An 18,537-nucleotide genomic window follows, 5' to 3' on the forward strand; every position below is an offset into this window, starting at 1 on the left:
GGAAAGACCAGAGGGTGGAAGGATACCCCCATAGGGTATACGATGCGCCCATGGCCCATGTACACAGGAATCGAAAGCAGCTGCTGACCCGGGTACGCCGCATCGGCGGCCAGGTGGCGGCGTTGGAGCAGGCGCTGGACAGGCCGGAGGGTGAGGCCGGCGACTGTGCGGACGTGCTGGTGCAGGTTGCCGCCGTGCGCGGTGCCGCCCACAGCCTGCTGATGGAGCTGCTGCACGAGCATCTGCAGGAACATGTGGTCGGCGCCGAAGACCCGCAGCAGCGGGCGGCCGAGGCCGAGGTGCTGGTCGAACTGCTGCGCCGCTACGGCAAATAGCAAGGGTAGTGCCGGCCGCTGGCCGGCACCTGCAGGTTGCGTGCGGCGTTCATGGGGTTGCCGGCCAGCGGCCGGCACTACCCGTGCCGGTGCCGCGCGTTCCAGATATGCGTGGCGGCCAGCAGCAGGCTGCCGGTGACGGTCATCGGTGTTTCCCAGTCGTGCGAGGGCAGCGCCAGCGCACCGGCCAGCAGCAGGCCGAGCCCGGCGCCGGCGGTGGCCCAGGCCAGCACCGGCAACGGATGGCGGCGCTCCGCCCGCCATAGTGCATACCCGGTCAGCGGCAAGGCGATGGCCACGAACAGCAGGTGGACCCATTCGGCTTCGGCCCAGCTGCCGAACAGCGGCAGCGCGGCTGCAAGCAGGGGCAGCGCCAGGCAGTGCAGCAGGCACAGGCTGGACAGGGCGACCGCGCCGGCATCGAGCAGGGCGGCAGACGGCGACTTCATCGGGGGACGTTCCTTGCGCAGATATTGTTATACAGTAACATTTACACTCCGCAGCCAACCCGCTCCGACATGAACACTGTTTCCCGCGCCGACCGTCGCCTTCCGGTCACCGTGCTGTCCGGCTTCCTCGGGGCCGGCAAGACCACCCTGCTCAACCAGATCCTGCGCAACCGCGCCGGCCTGCGTGTGGCGGTCATCGTCAACGACATGAGTGAGGTCAACATCGACGCGCAACTGGTGCGCGACGGCGGCGCCGAGCTGCGCCGCACCGAAGAGACGCTGGTGGAATTCAGCAATGGCTGCATCTGCTGCACCCTGCGCGATGACCTGCTGCAGGAAGTGCGGCGCCTGGCCGACGCCGGTTGCTATGACTACCTGCTGATCGAGTCGACCGGCATCGGCGAGCCGATGCCGGTGGCGGCCACGTTCGCGGTGCGCGACGAGCAGGGCTTCAGCCTGAGTGACATCGCGCGCCTGGACACGATGGTGACGGTGGTGGATGGCGGCGCATTCCTTGCCGACTTCGGCTCGACGTTGCGCCTGGCCGAGCGCGGCCAGCAGGCCGGGCCGGATGACGACCGGGGGTTGGTCGACCTGCTGTGCGAGCAGGTCGAGTTCGCCGACGTGATCGTGGTCAGCAAGGTCGACCAGGTGGATGACGAGGTGCTGCAGGACACGCTGGCCGTGCTGCGCGGCCTGAACCGCGACGCGAAGCTGCTGCTGTCCCGCTTCGGTGACGTGCCACTGGCCGAGCTGCTGGACACCGGCCGCTTCGACTACGAGCGTGCGCAACGTGCGCCGGGCTGGGTGAAGGAACTGCGTGGCGAGCATACGCCGGAGACCGAAGAGTACGGCATCGCCAGTTTCGTTTACCGCTCGCGGCGACCGTTCCATCCCGCGCGCTTCGCCCGCGCGCTGCAGTCGGGCATGCCCGGCGTGATCCGCAGCAAGGGCTGGTTCTGGCTGGCCAATCGCATGGACTGGGTGGGTGAGCTGAACACCGTGGGCGCCGCGACGCGGACGCAGGCGGCGGGGTTCTGGTACGCCGCGCGTGATCGTGTGCGGGCTGGGCTGGAGGACACCGCGCCATTGCTGCCGCCCACGCCGCTGCCGTACAGCGACCTGGGCTGGGCGCGGCAGCAGGCCGACTGCTGGAGCGCACCGTTGCCGGGTCTGGAAGACTTCCCGGATGCGGCCGCGCATTCGGCGATGCAGCGGCTGTGGCACCCGCTGTGGGGCGACCGCCGCCAGGAGCTGGTGGTGATTGGCGTGCACATGGATGAGCGCGCGGTGCGTGCGGAGCTGGACGCGTGCCTGCTCAACGACCAGGAACTGCGTGCGGGGCCGCTGCTGTGGCAACAGTTGCCGCAGGCATTCCCGGTGTGGAAGCGGTGACGGTGCACTGAGGATCCATGGGTTGCCGGCCAGCGGCCGGCACTACCCCTGGTCGATAGGCCATGCATGCATCCACGCATGGCCTATCCTGTAGAGCCGAGCCGACGCTCGGCTGCTGCAGCAGGTCCACGCATGGCGTGGATCTACAAGCCGTCACGCCACTGCCACCCCCCGGTGCCCACCTGCAGCACGTGGGTCGGCCGCAACGCCTGCAGCAGGTGCCGGTCGTGGCTGACCATCAGCAGCGCGCCCGGCCACGCCGCCAGCAGTTCTTCCAGTGCCTGCAACGCGCTCAGATCCAGCGCGTTGCCCGGCTCGTCCAGCAGCAACAGCTGCGGTGCGGGATCTGCATACAGCACGCTGGCCAGCGCGCCTTTCACCCGTTCACCATCACTGAGGCTGTGGGCTGCACGCTGGATGCGCTGTGCGTCCAGCCCGAGCAGGGCCAGCCGTGTGCGCAGCTCACCCGCATCCGCCACCGGGTTGGCGGCCTGCACGGTGTCGAGAATGCTGCGTTCGCCGGACAGTCCCAGCAGCTGCTGGTCGAGCAGCGCCAGTGGTGCATGGCGCTGCACGATGCCGCTGCGTGCAGGCAGCTGGCCGGCCAGCACGCGCAGGAGCGTGGACTTGCCACTGCCATTGTCACCGACCACGGCGATGCGCTGGCCGCGGCGGATCTCCAATTGCAACGGTGCACTGCAACCCTGCGGCAGCACCAGCGACTCCGCCTGCAGCAGACGTGCGTTGCCGCGTTCACCGTCACCGGCGAACAGCGCCAGCTCCGGCGCGGCGTGAACTGCCGAAGCCGCTGCGCGCAGCTGGTCGGCGCTGGCCTGAAGACGATCGGCCTGTACCTGTTGCGCGCGCCCGTGGCTGGCCTCTGCACGCTGTTTCTGCCGGCCAAGCAGGATCGGTGCCTGGTTGGCCTGCTTCGCATCGCGATTGCCACGTGCCTGGCGCTGCTGCTGGCGTTCGTGCTGCTCGCGCGCGCTGCGCTGTTGCTGCCGGTGCTGGGCGCGGGCGTGGTCGAGCTGTGCGGCGGCCGCTTCGCGTTCGGCGGCCCGCGCGTCGGCGTAGTGCTGCCACGGCCCGCCATAGCGATGCAGCCCGCGCGCGTCGAGCTCGACGATCTGCTGCATCTGCGCCAGCAGCTCGCGATCATGGCTGATCACCAGCAGGCCGCCGCGCCACTGCTGCAACCGTTCGTACAACTGTTGGCGATGGCGGCCATCGAGGTGGTTGCTGGGTTCGTCCAGGATCAGCCAATCGGCGCCGCTGGCCCAGGCGCCGGACAGCGCCACCTGCATGGCCTGGCCGCCACTGAGACGCGCGGCGGGTTGGGCGGGATCGAGATCGTCGGGCAGGCGGAGCGCCTGCCATTGCTGCTGCAGGCGCTCGCGCAGATCCCAATGGTCGCCGACGCAGGCGAAGTCGGCCTCATCCACGCTGCCGGCTTCGATGCGTTGCAGCGCGGCCAGTTCCGCGCCGACGCCGGCCAGTTCACCGACCGTGCCGGCGGGGGGATAGCCGGGCGTCGGCAACAGGAACACGCGGCTGCTGCTGCGCACCTGCCCGTTCTCTGGCCGCACCCGACCGGCCAGCAGGCGTGCGAGCACGCTCTTGCCGGTGCCATTGGCACCGACCAGACCGGTGGCGACCGGATCGAAGGAAAACGACAGATCGGAAAACAGCGGGCGGCCGTCGGCCAGCCGATACGACACGCGATCGAGCGTGAGGGAATGTGTGGTCATGCGACCTCCATGGATGCCGGTTCTCCCCTGCGCGCAGGGGCGGGAAGAGTCAGGCCGTCTGTTGGGAAAACGGCGGCATCAATGGCGCATTGGTCGCGAGCCTCTGGGAGGAATGAGCGGCCAGTATAGCGGGGTTGGCTGAATGGTTTGATGGCTCTGCACTACAAGAGCATCCACGCATGGCGTGGATCTACTGTGGGCCGGGCATGGGTGGATTTCTCGCGGCTACGGCACGGTGTCCAGGCGGGCGCCGACGAAGTCGATGAACACCCGCAGCTTCGGCAGTACGTGTCGGCCCGACGGCCACAGCAGGTGGAAGGTGCCGCAGGAGTGCACATGATCCTCCAGCACGGTGACCAGGCGGCCGTCGGCCAGCGCATCGCGTACCGAGTGCACCGGCACGAAGGCCAGGCCGGTATCGCGCAGCGCCAGCGCCACCCGCGCCTCGATGGTGTTGGCCACCATGTGCACCGGCAGCTCCTGCGGTGTTTCGTGGTCGGGCCAGTGGATCGGCCACGGCTCCAGCTTGCCGGTGCTGGGGAAGCGGTAGTGCAGCAACGTGTGCTGCAGCAGGTCGGCCGGCGTGCGTGGAACGCCGCGACGCTGCAGGTAGCCCGACGAGGCGACGACACGCCGCGGGAATACCCCCAGCCGGCGTGCGTTCATCCGCGAGTCGCTGGGTTCGCCAACGCGCAGCACCGCATCGAAACCTTCCTCGATGACATCGACCAGCCGGTCGCTGAAATCCAGGTCGAGGCGGATGTCCGGATACGCGGCCATGAATTCGGCCATCAACGGCAGGGTGAGGTCGCCTACCAGTGGCAGGCTGATCCGCAGCGTGCCGCTCGGTGCAGCGTGCGGTTGCGCCAGTTCGGTGCGCGCGGCATCGCGTTCGTCGAGGATGCGCCGGCAGCGCGCCAGGAACAGCTGGCCCTCGGCGGTGAGGGTGATGCTGCGCGTGCTGCGGTGGAACAGGCGCACGCCCAGTGCGTGCTCCAGCCGCGCAACGCACTTGCCGGCGGCCGATGCGGAGATGCCCTGCAGGCGCCCGGTCTCGACGAAGCTGCGGGTGTCGGCGGCGTGGACGAAGGTCTGCAGATTGGCGAGGTTGTCCAGGACTGACATGGGCGTAGCAGCAATGAAAACGGCAGGGTAGGGGCAGGTGATCGCGGCACGCGGCGCGGCCATCGCAACACTGTGGTGCGGGGCCTCGGGCAGCCCTTGCGGCGTTGCAGTTCCGGGCATGATGCCGATTGCGGACTGCACGGTCCATGATGCCCGGAGCGGCAACCGGCTTTTTGCAGCGCCGCGCGCTGCCTAACGTGGCGGGCCTCTCCCCACGGATCACCGCGATGAATGCCGCTCTTTCCCTTGAACCTGCACCGACGCTGCCTTCGGTGCAGCGGCTGCTGCAGCAGGTCCATCCGTTGCGCCTGGTTGGTGCGGTGGTGCTGGTGCGCGAGCACGGCGTGCTGCGCCATGCCAGCGCGAGCGGGCTGGCCGACCGCGAGTCGGCCAGGCCGATGCAGCGCGATCAGCTGTTCCGGCTGGCATCGGTCAGCAAGCCGTTGCTGGCCACGGTGATCCTGCGCCTGGTGGCTGAAGGCGTGCTCGACCTCGACGCGCCGGTGCAGCGCTGGCTGCCGGACTTCCGCCCGGCGCTGGCCGATGGCAGCACGCCGCCGATCAGCCTGCGCCAGCTGCTCAGCCACAGCAGCGGACTGGGCTATCGCTTCCTGGAGGCGGATGCGGAGGGACCTTACGCGCGCGCTGGCGTCAGCGATGGCATGGACGCCAACCCGTTGACCCTGGCCGAGAACGTGCGCCGCATCGCGCAGGTGCCACTGCTGTTCGCACCGGGCAGCCAGTGGTTTTACTCGTTGGGCGTGGACGTGGCCGGTGCGGTGGCCGAAGCCGCGACCGGTGAAACGCTGCAGGCGCTGTTCCAGCGTCTGCTGGCTGCCCCGTTGCGCCTGCGCGACACCGCGTTCGTTACGCGCGATGCAGAGCGGCTGGCCACGCCGTATGTGAGCGACACGCCGCAACCGCATCGCCTGCAGGAAGGCGAGGTGGTCGCACCTTTCGAGGGAACGCTGGGCATCGAGTTCAGTCCCGCGCGTGCCACCGACGCCAGTCGGTTCGCTTCGGCCGGCGCCGGCCTGGTCGGTACCGCCGATGAGGTGATGGCGGTGCTGGAGGCTTTGCGCGACGTGCAACGCTCTGGCCTGTTGCCGCCCGCGCTGGCGGCGCAGATGGCCAGCCCGCAGGTGGGCGAGCAGGGGCCGCCGGAACCGGCCGGCTGGGGCTTCGGGCTGGGCTTTGCGGTACTGCGCGATGCCGCCGCCAGCGGCACACCACAGCGCGAAGGCAGCTGGCGCTGGGGCGGTGCCTACGGGCACAGCTGGTTCGTCGACCCGTCGCGTGGGCTGAGCGTGGTGGCGCTGACCAACACCCTGTACGAAGGGATGGATGGCGTTTTCGTCGATGACCTGCGCGATGCGGTTTATGCCGACCTGGGGGCAACGCGATGAGCGGCCATGCCATCGATGCCGCCAGTCCGGCCGGCGAGGCCACGCGCCTGCCGTGGGCGGGCCTGCTTGCCTTGGCCGGTGGTGGCTTCATCACCCTGTTGACCGAGACCCTGCCGGCGGGTGTGCTGCGGCCGATGGGCGAAAGCCTGGGCGTGAGTGATGCGGCGGTCGGCCAGCTGGTGAGCGTGTATGCGCTGGGTTCGGTGATGGCAGCACTGCCGATGACCGCGCTGACCCAGGGCCTGCCACGGCGTCCGCTGCTGCTGGTGGCCATCGCCGGCTTCGTGGTGGTCAATACGCTGACCGCGCTGAGCAGCAGTTACGCGCTGATCCTGGCTGCGCGCTTCCTGGCCGGTGTGAGCGGTGGATTGCTGTGGTCGCTGGTGGCTGGCTACGCCGCACGCATGGTGGTGCTGTCGCTGCAGGGACGGGCCATCGCAGTAGCGATGGTCGGTTCGCCGCTGGCGCTGTCGCTGGGGGTGCCGGCCGGAACGCTGCTTGGCCAGCAGATCGGCTGGCGCTGGGCGTTCGCGTTGATGAGCGTGCTGGGTCTGCTGCTGCTGGCCTACGCGCGCTGGGCGTTGCCTGCGTTGCCGGCCGCTGGGGCCGGGCAACGCACTTCGCTGGCGACCGTGTGGCGCCTGCCCGGTGTACGCAGTGCGCTGCTGGTGATGGCGCTGTACGTGCTGGCGCACAACGTGCTGTACACCTACATCGAGCCGCTGGCCGTCGACGCGGGTGCCGGTGCGTGGCTGGACCGGCTGCTGCTTGCTTTCGGCATGGCGGCGATTGCTGGCATCGCGATGGCCGGCTGGGGCGTGGATCGCTACCTGCATGCGCTGGTGTGGGCGGCGGTGATCGGTTTCATCGTTCCGGTGCTGGCCTTGCTGGTGTGGCCAGGCGTGGCGAGCGCGCTGCTGCTGGCGACGATCCTGTGGGGCGTGGCGTTCGGCGCCGTGCCGACCCTGTTCCAGACCGCCTTGGCACGGCGCGCCGGGGCCGCTGCGGACCTGGCGCAATCGATGCTGGTGACCGGCTGGAACCTGGCCATTGCGGCCGGCGGCGTGGCAGGCGGGGTGCTGCTGCAGGCCAGCGGCCCACGCCAGCTGGGATGGCTGCCGTTGCTGTTGCTGGCGGTGACCGCCACGTGGTTGCTGGCACGGCCGAAGGCGTGGGCGTAGCTGTTGATCAGTGATGACGCGGTGCCGGCGAGCGGCCGGCACTACCGTGGGCCTTGCTTTTGCCTTGCTAATCCAGCGGCACCTGCTCGATCGGCACGCTGCGCGGGTTCTGCATGTGTTCGCGTGCAGCGCCGTACTGCTGTTGCCGCTTCTGATGGAAGGCGACGAACTCATCGCGCGGCAACGGCCGCGAGAACAGCCAGCCCTGTCCGAATTCCACATGCCGGCTGTGCAGGTAGGCCAGCTGCGCTTCGGTTTCCACGCCCTCGGCCACCACCCACAGGCCCAGCTCCTTGGCCATGTCGATGATGTGCGGCGTGACCGGGCTGGTGGCGCTTTCGGTACCGATCGCATCGATGAATGATTTGTCGATCTTCAGCGCATCCAGTGGCAGCTGCTGCAGGTATTGCAGGCTGGAGAAGCCAACCCCGAAATCATCGATGGCCACGCTGTGGCCGGCGCGGCGGGCGGCGGCGAGCATGGTGCGCGCGCGGTCCAGATCGAGGAAGCCACGTTCGGTGGCCTCCATCCAGATCTGCTGCGGCAGGATGCCGCTGCCGGCCATGTGCCGGGAGATCATCTTCAGGGCGCGACCGCTGCTGATGTCTTCGGCGGCGAGGTTGATCGCGATGTGCGCGCTGCGGTCGGCGACCAGCAGCTCGCGCATGTCGCGCACCACGTTCTCGATCACCAGGTCGGTGACGTCGGCGATCATGCCGGCCTCTTCGGCCAGTGGAATGAACAGGTCAGGGCGCACCTGGGTGCCATCCGGGCGTTGCCAGCGCACCAGCGCCTCGGCGCCGACGCAGATGCCGGTGTCCAGTTCGATGATCGGCTGGTAATGCAGGTACAGCTCGCGGCGACGGATGGCGGTGGCCAGTTCGCCGCGCAGGGAAAGGCGGCGCCGCGACAGCCAGATCACCAGGCCGGCCCCGGCGGCGGCCAGCAGCAGGCCCGCCGGCACGTACAGCCAGGCCTGTTGGCGGAAGGCGGCGGCAAGCGCGGTGCGCGGTGTAGTGGCGACGGCCAGCCATTCCTCGTTGCGCGCGGTAGCGAACAGCGTGGTGTGGTCCAGGCCTTCGCCCGGGTCGCGCAGCAGTGCCTGCAGCAGGTCCGGATCCAGGCCGGGTTGTTTGGCCAGCAGGCGGCCATCGGGGCTGGCCAGTGCCAGCCGCACATTCGGGTCGGCGATGACATCGACGAAGCGGCGTGGGTCCACCAGAGCGTCGTAGGACCCATACAGGATCGCCAGCACCTGGCGGCGCCCGCTGATTTCCGGGCGCACATCCACCGCAATGCCGGCGCCGTCGCTGGTGACGTGGTCCGGCGTGGGCTGATCCACATCCGACAGGAACGGCCCCCAGGAGGTGCAGCGCAGCTTGCCTCCTTCGAAGTAGCCCATCTGGTCAATCGATGGGGTGGTCATTACCAGGGTCTGCATGCGCCGGATGTGCTCGGGGCTGCAGGACACGTAGGCACCGGCTTCGGCGGATTTCAGCGCCGCCAGCGCCTCCTGGTAGGACAGGTCGGAGCGGCGCAGGGTGCGATCGGCGATGTCGCGCAGGCGCTGCTGTTCGACGCTGACCGCGCGGTCCCAGGTGGCGTAGGCCATGACCGCGATCGGCACCGCAGCGGCCAGCAGGGCCAGTGCGGTACCGCCGATGATGACGCGCAGGCGGCTCATGGCCGGGGCTCCAGCAGGGCGGGCGGGGCAGGGCGCATGGTCGGGCCGGTCCTTGGGCAGGTGCGGCTATCTGAGCATGGCACCGGGCCGGGCGGAATGGGATCAATACGGTATTCGGTCACATTGTGGTGAAAGCGGCCTGCTTTGACGCAATGGGGCCGTCTGGCGCTGGCGCTCGGCGCCGCGGAGGACTACCGTCGAACGCTTCGCCCGCCCCTTCCCGCGCCCATGACCGAGCCCGCCACGCCCCCCGAGCACCTGCGCCGCAGCCTGTCCAACCGCCACCTGCAACTGATCGCCATCGGCGGTGCCATCGGCACCGGCCTGTTCATGGGCTCGGGCAAGACCATCAGCCTGGCCGGCCCGTCCATCGTCTTCGTCTACCTGATCATCGGCGCGATGCTGTTCTTCGTGATGCGTGCGATGGGCGAGCTGCTGCTGTCCAACCTTCAGTACAAATCCTTCATCGACTTCTCCACCGACCTGCTCGGCCCGTGGGCCGGGTTCTTCTGTGGATGGACCTACTGGTTCTGCTGGATCGTCACCGCGATTGCCGACGTGATCGCGATTGCCGCCTACGCACAGTTCTGGTTCCCCGGGCTTGAGGCCTGGAAACCGGCGCTGGCCTGCGTGATGCTGCTGCTGGCGTTGAACCTGGTGACGGTGAAGCTGTTCGGTGAAATGGAATTCTGGTTCGCGCTGATCAAGATCGTGGCGATCTGTGCGCTGATCATCACCGGCGCCGGGCTGGTGGCGTGGGGTTTCACTTCACCCAGCGGCCACACCGCGTCGCTGTCGAACCTGTGGAATGACGGCGGCATGTTCCCGATGGGCCTGGTCGGCTTCTTCGCCGGGTTCCAGATTGCGGTGTTCGCCTTCGTCGGCATCGAGCTGGTCGGCACCACCGCCGCCGAAACCGCCGATCCCGAGCGCAACCTGCCCAAGGCAATCAACTCGATCCCGGTGCGCATCATCATCTTCTATGTGCTGGCGCTGATCGCGATCATGGCGGTCACCCCGTGGCGCCAGGTGGTGCCGGACAAGAGCCCGTTCGTGCAGCTGTTCGTGCTGGCCGGCATTCCCGCCGCCGCCAGCCTGATCAATTTCGTGGTGCTGACCTCGGCCACGTCCTCGGCCAACAGTGGCATCTTCTCCACCAGCCGCATGCTGTACGGCCTGGCCGAAGAGGGGCACGCCCCGCGCGGGCTGTCGAAGTTGTCACGCGCTGCCGTGCCCGCCCGAGGCCTGCTGTTCTCGTGCCTGTGCCTGCTGGGCGGCACGCTGCTGATCTACCTGATTCCGAACCTGGTGACCGCCTTCACCCTGGTGACGACGCTGGCCACGGTGCTGTTCATCTTCGTCTGGTCGCTGATCCTGGTGGCCTACATGGCCTATCGCCGCCGCTACCCGGAGCGCCACGCTGCCTCGATCTTCAAGATGCCCGGCGGCGTTGCCATGTGCTGGGCCTGCCTGGTGTTCTTCGCCGCCGTGCTGCTGCTGCTGAGCCTGCAGGGCGACACCCGCCAGGCGCTGATCGCCAGCCCGGTGTGGTTCGTGCTGCTGGGCGCGGGGTATTGGGTGCGCCGGAGGGCCGCGAAGTGATCCAACGTCTCCGTTCCATCGATTGATCCATCGTCTCCAGAGAGTTTCATCCACGCATGGCGTGGATCTACTGTCAGCCGCAGGAAATCGGCCGCTGCCGTTGCCGTTGAGGTTGCCGGCCAGCGGCCGGCACTACCGCGGGTGCAGGGCGTAGCCCTGCCGGCCCCCATTCACCCAACATTCGCGGGCGCCGCCGGATCATCCGGCCGCCATGTCCCATCGACCTCTCCTGCTTGCACTGGTGCTGCTGCCCATCCTGTGGCCCGGGATGGCTGCCGCGCGCACGGTCTATCGCTGCGTGCAGGGCAACACCGTCAGCCTGGCTACCGCACCGGAGCCGGGATCGCGGTGCACGCCGAAGGAGATCGACGACAACGCCATCCAGGCCCCGAACCTGTGGGGCAACATGGGCGTGTTCAGTGGTGTGCTGTACGAGCGCGAGCAGGACGGCGTGCTGGTCTATTCCACCCGCAACCTGCCCGGCTCGCGGGTATTCCTGAAGTTCACCGTGGCCACGCCGCCGGGCGAGCCGGCGCACGAGGGCCTGGGCAAGGTCGGCAAGCCGCAGCTCGCGCAGCACGCCAGGCAGTTCAAGGCCGCGGCCAAAGCCACCGGCGTCGATGATGCCTGGCTGCGCGCGATCGCCCATGCCGAAAGCAATTTCGATCCGCTGGCGGTCTCGACCAAGGGCGCACAGGGCGTGATGCAGTTGATGCCGGAGACCGCACAGGAATATGGCGTGCGCGATCCGTTCTCGCCACAGCAGTCGATCGAGGGCGGCGCACGCTACATGCGCGCGCTGCTGCGCCGTTACAACGGCGATCGCCCGTTGGCGGCGGCTGCCTACAACGCGGGCATCGGTGCGGTCACCCGCTACAAGGGCGTGCCGCCCTACGCCGAAACCCTGGCCTATGTGGACAAGGTGATGGCGCTGTACGCGCGCTACCGCGAAGCGATGGGCATCCGCACCGAAGTACCAGCCCGCTAGCAGGGACTCAGCGCGAGGTGGAAGTGCTGACCAAGTCGTAGCGCTCGATGCGGCCGACGCGTGCCACCTCCGCCTGCACGTCGGCACGCTGCTTGAGTGCACGCCACGCGGCATCGATGCGCACATCGCCCGGCAATGACGGATAGGTGCGCATGTCCTGCAGGCTGGCCAGGGTTTCACCGCGTTCAACCGGCGAGCGCAGCTGTTCGATCAGCACGGCGGCGGCACCGTCCAGGTCGCCTTCCTCCAGCAGCATTTCGCGATGGAACAGGCGGGCATCGTCGCGCTGGGCCAGGATCACCGCGCGTGCTGCATCGCGCGCCTTGGCATCGCCGCGCTCGCGGGCGGCGGCGAACTGCAGCAGCGCCTGTGCGGCCTTGCCGTAACCGGCGAGGCCCGGCATGTCATTCACTGCCTGCGCAGCGTCCTGCATGCGCCCCAGCGAACTGAACACGAAGCCGACATTCATCTGGTGCTCGACACCATCCGGGCCGAGCGCGCCGATGCGGGCGGCCTGTTTCGCCGTGGCCAGTGCCTCATCGGTGCGGCCCAGCCGGCGCAGTGCGGTGAGCCGGCTGTTGAGCAGCCAGGCCACCCATTCCGCCTCCGCAGCGGCAGGCGATTCGCCGTTGCTGGCGGCACCGGCCATGCCCTCGGTCAACGACAGCACTTCCTCGTTGCGGTCCAGCATCAGCAAGGTGGTGCTGAACTCGGCCATGCGCGCGTCCAGTGCGCGGTCGAGCAGGCCGGAAACACGCAGTTCATCGAGGTGGCGCTGTGCCGCCTGCACCGGATCGAAACGCGCGTCACCGCGATCGACATAGCGATCAAAGCGCTTGTCGCTGCGCAGGCGGATGATCTCGGCCGGGCTGTCGATCCGCGCCAGCGTGGCCGGAATGCTGTCGCCACGGCCGTTGTCGGCCTGCAGCGTGGCCAGCGCCAGCCACAGCCCGGTGGGTTCCAGGCCGCCACTCTTCCAGCCGTTGTCAAACAGCGCCTGCAGCAGGTCCATGCGCTTCTGCGGCTGCTCACGCAGGCGGTACTGCAGGTAGTTGATGGCGTGGTGATCGATCGACAGCGGTGCGTCGGCGTGCTGCAGTGCCTTCACCAGGAAAGTGGTGGCTGCGGCCGGCTGGTTGTCCGACAGTTCCACCGACACCTGGGTGAGCAGGATCTGTGCATCCTCCGGCAGGGCCTCCTGCGCCCGCTGCAGGTAGCGGCGGGCCTGGTCCGGCTTCTTCTGCATCAGCGCGGTCCAGCCGGCGACCTGCGAGGCGCGGCCGCGATGCTCGGCATCGAAGTCGTCCAGCAACGGATCTTCCATCAGCCGCTCCATGCTGATCAGCGCACCCAGCGTGTTGCCGTCGCGTGCCTGCTGGATGGCCTCATCCCAACGCGTGGCGTACGCCGCGTGTACTGCATCGGCGGTGGCCGAAGGCTTCTGCGGGGCCACCGTGATCGAAGCGAAGGCGGGCGCGCTGGCCAATGCGGCCAGCAGCAGGGCGGTGAGGGGGAGAACGCGGGGCATGGAGAATCTCCATCCGTGGGAACCGCATTGAACCTGCTACGGCCAGCGAGGACAAGCACGACGAAGCGAATCCTGGCGTTCAGCCGCATGATCGGCCGTGGCGGATCGCACGCGCAGCGTCTATTGTCGGTGCCTCTTCAAGCAGCAGGCAGAGGCAGCGCAACACGATGGCACGGTGGCAATGGATGGCGGCAGGGCTGGCGTTGGCAACGGCGGTGGGCTTGGCTGCAACCTGGTGGGATACCCCGCTGAAAACGCTGGCCGGCCCTGCCGGCCCGGTGCCCACGCCGCTGGCCTGGACTGCGCAGATCGAGCCGCTGGCCGGCGATGGTCACCCCGGCGACCGCGACGGTGCGTCCGCGCAGGCGCGCTTCGCCGACCCGTATGCACTGCTGCGCGGCACCGATGGCAGTGTCTATTTCACCGATGCCGGTGACAACAACCGGATCCGCCGCCGCCTGCCCGATGGCCGCGTTGAAACCGTGGCCGGGCAGGGCGAGGGCCGTGTCGATGGCCCTGCGCTGCAGGCCAGCTTCAATACGCCTTCGGGCATTGCCGGCGATGCGCAGGGCAACCTGTACGTGGCCGACACGGGCAACCATGCGATCCGCCGCATCGGCACCGATGGCCAGGTGACCACGCTGGCCGGTGGTGAACAGGGCTTCGCCGATGGCCCTGCCATGCAGGCCCGCTTCGATGCACCGATGGGCGTTGCGGTGGACGCGCAGGGCCAGGTCTACGTGGCGGACACGTTCAATGACCGCATCCGGGTGATCGGTACCGATGGCAGTGTGCGCACCCTGGCCGGTGGTGATCGGCCGGGCTTTGCCGATGGCGCGGGCGCTGCTGCGCGTTTCGATACGCCGGTGGCGCTGGCCTTCGACGCGCAGGGTGCATTGCTGGTGGCCGATCTGTTCAACAACGCCGTGCGCCGGGTGGGGACCGATGGCACGGTCAGCACCGTGGTTGCCGGCGGTGGCGTGATCAATGGGCCACTGTCGCTGACCACCACCCACGATGGCGTGCTGTACGTGGGGGATATGGATGGCCGCATCGTGCAGGTGACGCCGCAGGGCCATCAGATCGCACTGGTCGGCAACGGTCGCCTGCCGCGCCTGGCCCGCCCCAGCGGATTGGCGATGGAGGCCGATGGCAGCGTGCTGGTGGCCGACGCCGCAGGCTACCGCCTGCATCGCCTGCGTCCGCTGTCGGTGGGCGAACTGCCGGCGCCGGCACGGGTCGGCCCGGCCGCCGATGCCGCGCTGCCGAAGACGGGCGGCCGTTGGCCGCTCGCACCGCAGGACGGCTGGCACGAAGTGGTCGGCACCCTGGGTGAAGTGCGCGGCAACTTCAGCGGTGAGAGCCGCCACCACCTGCATGGCGGCTTCGACGTGCGCGGTGATGTGGGCCAGACCGTGCTGGCGATTGCCGATGGCAAGATCAGCAGCCCGGTGGCGGCCTGGAACCTGGGCGAGCAGGCCGAGGGCCTGGCGGTGGACCGCCTCAAGTACATCCACATGCGTGTCGGCCGCACCCCGCGCGATGTGCCGTTCGACGCGCGCTGGCAGGCGCTGTATGACGAGCAGGGCAAGCTGCAGCGGATGCGCGTGCGCCGTGGCATGCGCATCCACGTGGGAGACCGCCTGGGCAGCATCAACAACCAGGCGCACGTGCACCTGGCGGTGGGTACCGGTGGCTTCGAGACCAACGCGGTAGCGCTGGGCTTCCAGGGCTACGCCGACCACTTCGCACCGCGCATCACCGATGTGGCCCTGCTGGACGACAACGACCAGCCGATGGCCGCCGGCAGCGACGGCGTGGTGATGGTTGCGCGGCGGGGGCGTGGCGTGCAGATCGTGGTGGAGGCCTGGGACCAGGTCGACAACAATCTGCCACGACGCCGGCTGGGCATGTACCAGGTGGGTTACCAGATTCTCGATGCTACGGGACATCCGCTGCAGGGCTACGAGCAGCCGCGCTGGAACATCGTGTTCAACCGCATGCCGCCGCAGCGGGAAGCGGTGCGCGTGGCCTACGCACCGGACAGCGGCATCACCGTGCATGGCAGCGCGGTGACCCGGTTCCGCTACCTGGCCACCAACACCGTGCGTGATGGCCTGATGGAAACCGGACGCTGGCAGCCGGCGGCGTTGCCGCCGGGCGAGTACATCGTGCGTGCCAGCGTGCGCGACTACAGCGGCAACGAAGGCGTCGGCCCGCGCGAGATCAGAGTACGGCTGCTGCCATAGCCGCAGCCGGGGCGCCGCAGCGTTCGCGCTCGGCGTCCATGTCTTCCAGCGGCCGCACTTCGATGCTGCCGAAGCGTGCCCACGGGAAGTCGCGGGCGATGCGCATGGCGTCGTCGCGGTCGCGCGCCACGATCAGGTTGAAGCCGGCCAGCAGCTCGCGGGTTTCGGCAAACGGGCCATCGAGCACGCGGCTGTGTCCATCGCGCACGCGCAGGGTCTGTGCGGTATCGACCGGCTGCAGCTTCTGTGCGGCCAGCAGCGTGCCTTCGGCCTGCAGTTTGTCGGCATGGGCCAGGCAGTCGCGCATCAGCGCGTTGAATTCTTCGGTGGGCAGGGCCTGCAGCAGGGCAGGCTCGATGTAGATCAGAAGCAGGTACTGCTGCATGGCATGGTCCTGGCGGGGGCGGGGGTCCATGATCGCGCAGGATTGCGCACGGGCATGTTGCAGCGCAGAAGCGCGCCTTCGGCGGGGATCGGCGAACGGCGGAGCCCCTCCGTGGTGGGGTGGGGTTGGTCGCTGAAAGCGGGTTTCCTGAGGGTGGGCCGTGCGGGTGGGATTGGCGGGGACGCCGTGAATCCGTCCCTGGAGGCTTAGCCGCGCCATCCATGGCGCGGATACCCCGCCAACCCCACCCGCCCGGCCCCAGACAGATTCCGGCGGCCGATCCACCACGGGAAATCAACAACAAGAGCAAAAGCGGGTCGCTTCGCTCGCAAAGCCGAGCCCGCCAGCCAACCGCCTTTGCTTTTGCTGTTGCTGTTGCCTTTTCTCTTGATCTTCCCGTGGTGGGTACCGGAGGCAGGAAACTGTCCAGGGCCGGGTGGGTAGGCGGGGCGGGGGTGTCCGCGGCATGGATGCCGCGGCCAAGCCCCCATGGATGGGTTTACGGCGTCCCCCGACCCGCCTACCCACCCGGCCAAACCCATGAACCGAGCTTTCAGCGACCAACCCACCCCACCACGGAGGGGCTCCGCCGTTCGCCGACCCTCGCCGAAGGCGCGCTTTCCTCGCAAGAAAAAAATTTCCAACAGACGTGTCGATTCCCAGCCCCCTGGTTCGTTGTACCCAGTGAAGGGCACGCACCACGCGTCCCACGGGAGACCAAAATGAAAGTGATGGTGATCGTGAAGGCCAACGCCGACTCCGAAGCCGGCCGCATGCCCAGCGAACAGGAACTGTCCGAAATGGGCGCCTTCAACGAACAACTGGTGGCCGCCGGCATCATGCTGGCCGGTGAAGGCCTGCACGCCACCCAGCGCGGCCGTCGCATTCATTTCGGCGCCGGGGCACCCAAGGTCGAGGCCGGTCCGTTCGGTCCTGCCAGCGAACAGATCGCCGGCTTCTGGCTGTGGGAGGTGCGGTCGCTGGACGAGGCCGTTGAATGGGCCAGCCGTGCGCCGTTCGGCGAGGGCGGCACGCTGGAACTGCGTCCCCTGATTTCCGCAGAAGACTTTGGTGAAGCCTTCACCCCCGAATTACAGCAGCAGGAACAGCGTCTGCGTGCACAGCTGGAAGGCTGACCCGATTCCTCTCCCAACCGGGCACGCCCCGGCACTACCACCCTGAACCGCACAACGGAGTATTGCCATGAGACTGATTCCCTTCCTCGGCTTCAGCGGCCAGGCCCACGAGGCAATGGCGTTCTATGCCAAGGCACTCGGTGGCCAGGTCACCTCGGAAATGAAGTACCGCGACATGCCGCCCTCCGATGGCTCGCCGGGCTGCAACGAAATGCCGCCGGAAACCCTCGACCACGTCGCGCACAGCCAGCTGGAGATCGGCAGCGCCATCGTGATGGCGGCCGACGGTCCCGGCGGTGGCGAGGGCGGCTCGACCACCATCAATGTCGATGTCGACAGCATCGAAGAAGCCGAACGCGTGTTCGCCGCGCTGGCCGAAGGTGGCCAGGTGCAGATGCCGATCGGCGAAACGTTCTGGGCACATCGCTGGGGCATGCTGATCGACCGTTACGGCAAGCCGTGGATGGTCAACTGCATGAAGCAGTCCTGATCCCGCCTCTGTCATCCACAAGGAGCTTCAACGATGAGTGCACCACAACCGCAGATGATCTTCGTCAACCTGCCCGTGCAGGACCTGGAGAAGTCCAAGGCGTTCTTCACCGCGCTGGGCTACAGCTTCAATCCGACCTACACCAACGACGACGCGGCCGGCATGGTCATCAGCGAAAGCATCTACGTGATGCTGCTGACCCAGCCCTTTTTCCAGCAGTTCACCAACAAGCCGATTGCCGACGCGCACACCCACACCGAAGTGATCAACGCACTCTCGGCACCCAGTCGCAAGGCCGTTGACGAGTTGGTGGACAAGGCCCTGGCCGCCGGCGCCAGCGAACCGCAGCCGGCGCGCGACTACGGCTTCATGTACCAGCGTGGCTTCCAGGACCTGGACGGCCATCTCTGGGAGATCGCACACATGGACGGCGAGCCGGGCTGACGGCCGCCGCAGGAGAACCCGCATGGCTTACGTGGACGCTTACGTGCTGCCGTGCCCGCAGGACAAGGTGGCGGCCTACCGCCGCCTTGCCCGCAAGGCCGGCGCGGTGTGGAAGGACCATGGCGCGCTGCAGTACATGGAATGCGTGGCCGACGATGTGGAGCCGGGCAAGAGCACCTCGTTCCCGCGCGCGGTCAAGGCGAAACCGGGCGAGACGGTGATCGTCGCCTTCGTGGTGTTCCGCTCGCGCGCGGCACGCGACCGCATCAACGCAAAGGTGATGGCCGACCCGCGACTGGCGTCGCTGGGCCCGAAGGACATGCCGTTCGATACGAAGCGCATGTTCTGGGGCGGCTTCAAGCCGATTGTTGAAGCGTGAGCTGCGGCGC

17 protein-coding genes are annotated in these 18,537 nt (G+C 68.2%); 11 read left to right on the plus strand and 6 right to left on the minus strand.

What is annotated here, in order from left to right; all coding sequences use genetic code 11:
• Nucleotides 1-50 precede the first annotated feature (50 nt).
• Complete coding sequence (locus tag ACS0OT_RS01955; protein WP_049417302.1) at nucleotides 51-335, plus strand: metal-sensing transcriptional repressor; 285 nt, start codon at nucleotides 51-53, stop codon at nucleotides 333-335.
• Between the two features lie 77 nt (nucleotides 336-412).
• Here the strand turns inward: ACS0OT_RS01955 and ACS0OT_RS01960 are convergent, their stop codons facing one another.
• Complete coding sequence (locus ACS0OT_RS01960; protein ID WP_053499005.1) at nucleotides 413-784, minus strand: MerC domain-containing protein; 372 nt, start codon at nucleotides 782-784, stop codon at nucleotides 413-415.
• Between the two features lie 69 nt (nucleotides 785-853).
• On the opposite strand from ACS0OT_RS01960, the gene ACS0OT_RS01965 reads away from it, so the two are divergent.
• The gene (locus ACS0OT_RS01965; RefSeq protein ID WP_329953261.1) at nucleotides 854-2,179 is read left to right on the plus strand and encodes a GTP-binding protein; all 1,326 of its coding nucleotides are present in this window, start codon (nucleotides 854-856) and stop codon (nucleotides 2,177-2,179) included.
• A 143-nt stretch (nucleotides 2,180-2,322) separates the two neighbouring features.
• Here the strand turns inward: ACS0OT_RS01965 and ACS0OT_RS01970 are convergent, their stop codons facing one another.
• Complete coding sequence (locus tag ACS0OT_RS01970; RefSeq protein ID WP_171956385.1) at nucleotides 2,323-3,930, minus strand: ATP-binding cassette domain-containing protein; 1,608 nt, start codon at nucleotides 3,928-3,930, stop codon at nucleotides 2,323-2,325.
• 225 nt (nucleotides 3,931-4,155) lie between these two features.
• On the minus strand, nucleotides 4,156-5,055 hold the full coding sequence (locus ACS0OT_RS01975; protein WP_235649912.1) for a LysR family transcriptional regulator: 900 nt from the start codon (nucleotides 5,053-5,055) through the stop codon (nucleotides 4,156-4,158).
• A 227-nt stretch (nucleotides 5,056-5,282) separates the two neighbouring features.
• On the opposite strand from ACS0OT_RS01975, the gene ACS0OT_RS01980 reads away from it, so the two are divergent.
• Complete coding sequence (locus ACS0OT_RS01980; RefSeq protein ID WP_065197341.1) at nucleotides 5,283-6,461, plus strand: serine hydrolase domain-containing protein; 1,179 nt, start codon at nucleotides 5,283-5,285, stop codon at nucleotides 6,459-6,461.
• Complete coding sequence (locus ACS0OT_RS01985) at nucleotides 6,458-7,642, plus strand: MFS transporter (protein ID WP_329953260.1); 1,185 nt, start codon at nucleotides 6,458-6,460, stop codon at nucleotides 7,640-7,642. Before ACS0OT_RS01980 ends, ACS0OT_RS01985 begins: the two co-directional genes overlap by 4 nt.
• 67 nt (nucleotides 7,643-7,709) lie before the next feature.
• Here ACS0OT_RS01985 and ACS0OT_RS01990 read toward each other — a convergent pair whose 3' ends face one another.
• On the minus strand, nucleotides 7,710-9,326 hold the full coding sequence (locus tag ACS0OT_RS01990; protein ID WP_065197343.1) for an EAL domain-containing protein: 1,617 nt from the start codon (nucleotides 9,324-9,326) through the stop codon (nucleotides 7,710-7,712).
• Nucleotides 9,327-9,554: 228 nt separating this feature from the next.
• Between ACS0OT_RS01990 and cycA the strand changes: the two genes are divergently transcribed.
• The gene (gene cycA, locus ACS0OT_RS01995; protein ID WP_329953259.1) at nucleotides 9,555-10,928 is read left to right on the plus strand and encodes a D-serine/D-alanine/glycine transporter; all 1,374 of its coding nucleotides are present in this window, start codon (nucleotides 9,555-9,557) and stop codon (nucleotides 10,926-10,928) included.
• A 211-nt stretch (nucleotides 10,929-11,139) separates the two neighbouring features.
• Nucleotides 11,140-11,916, plus strand: a complete 777-nt coding sequence (locus ACS0OT_RS02000) for a lytic transglycosylase domain-containing protein (RefSeq protein ID WP_005415084.1) — start codon at nucleotides 11,140-11,142, stop codon at nucleotides 11,914-11,916.
• A 7-nt stretch (nucleotides 11,917-11,923) separates the two neighbouring features.
• Here ACS0OT_RS02000 and ACS0OT_RS02005 read toward each other — a convergent pair whose 3' ends face one another.
• Nucleotides 11,924-13,444, minus strand: a complete 1,521-nt coding sequence (locus ACS0OT_RS02005; RefSeq protein ID WP_139726666.1) for a hypothetical protein — start codon at nucleotides 13,442-13,444, stop codon at nucleotides 11,924-11,926.
• Nucleotides 13,445-13,611: 167 nt separating this feature from the next.
• Between ACS0OT_RS02005 and ACS0OT_RS02010 the strand changes: the two genes are divergently transcribed.
• Nucleotides 13,612-15,693, plus strand: coding sequence for a gluconolaconase (locus tag ACS0OT_RS02010; protein WP_442256022.1), 2,082 nt, complete (start codon nucleotides 13,612-13,614; stop codon nucleotides 15,691-15,693).
• Here ACS0OT_RS02010 and ACS0OT_RS02015 read toward each other — a convergent pair.
• Entirely contained in the window at nucleotides 15,671-16,078 is a 408-nt protein-coding gene (locus ACS0OT_RS02015; protein WP_053499021.1) for a YciI family protein, read from the minus strand. The genes ACS0OT_RS02010 and ACS0OT_RS02015 overlap by 23 nt on opposite strands.
• Nucleotides 16,079-16,800: 722 nt before the next feature.
• Here ACS0OT_RS02015 and ACS0OT_RS02020 point away from each other — a divergent pair.
• The 4 genes from ACS0OT_RS02020 (at nucleotide 16,801) to ACS0OT_RS02035 (ending at nucleotide 18,527) form a co-directional block, all read left to right on the plus strand.
• Nucleotides 16,801-17,214, plus strand: coding sequence for a YciI family protein (locus ACS0OT_RS02020; protein ID WP_032953878.1), 414 nt, complete (start codon nucleotides 16,801-16,803; stop codon nucleotides 17,212-17,214).
• Between the two features lie 67 nt (nucleotides 17,215-17,281).
• Nucleotides 17,282-17,704, plus strand: a complete 423-nt coding sequence (locus ACS0OT_RS02025) for a VOC family protein (RefSeq protein WP_139726669.1) — start codon at nucleotides 17,282-17,284, stop codon at nucleotides 17,702-17,704.
• 33 nt (nucleotides 17,705-17,737) lie between these two features.
• Nucleotides 17,738-18,148 (plus strand): VOC family protein, encoded by a 411-nt coding sequence (locus tag ACS0OT_RS02030; RefSeq protein ID WP_005415091.1) that lies wholly within the window; start codon nucleotides 17,738-17,740, stop codon nucleotides 18,146-18,148.
• Between the two features lie 22 nt (nucleotides 18,149-18,170).
• Nucleotides 18,171-18,527 (plus strand): DUF1428 domain-containing protein, encoded by a 357-nt coding sequence (locus ACS0OT_RS02035; protein WP_032128771.1) that lies wholly within the window; start codon nucleotides 18,171-18,173, stop codon nucleotides 18,525-18,527.
• Nucleotides 18,528-18,537: the final 10 nt, after the last annotated feature.

Source organism: Stenotrophomonas maltophilia group sp. RY12688 (assembly GCF_052149045.1).
Lineage (GTDB): Bacteria > Pseudomonadota > Gammaproteobacteria > Xanthomonadales > Xanthomonadaceae > Stenotrophomonas > Stenotrophomonas sepilia.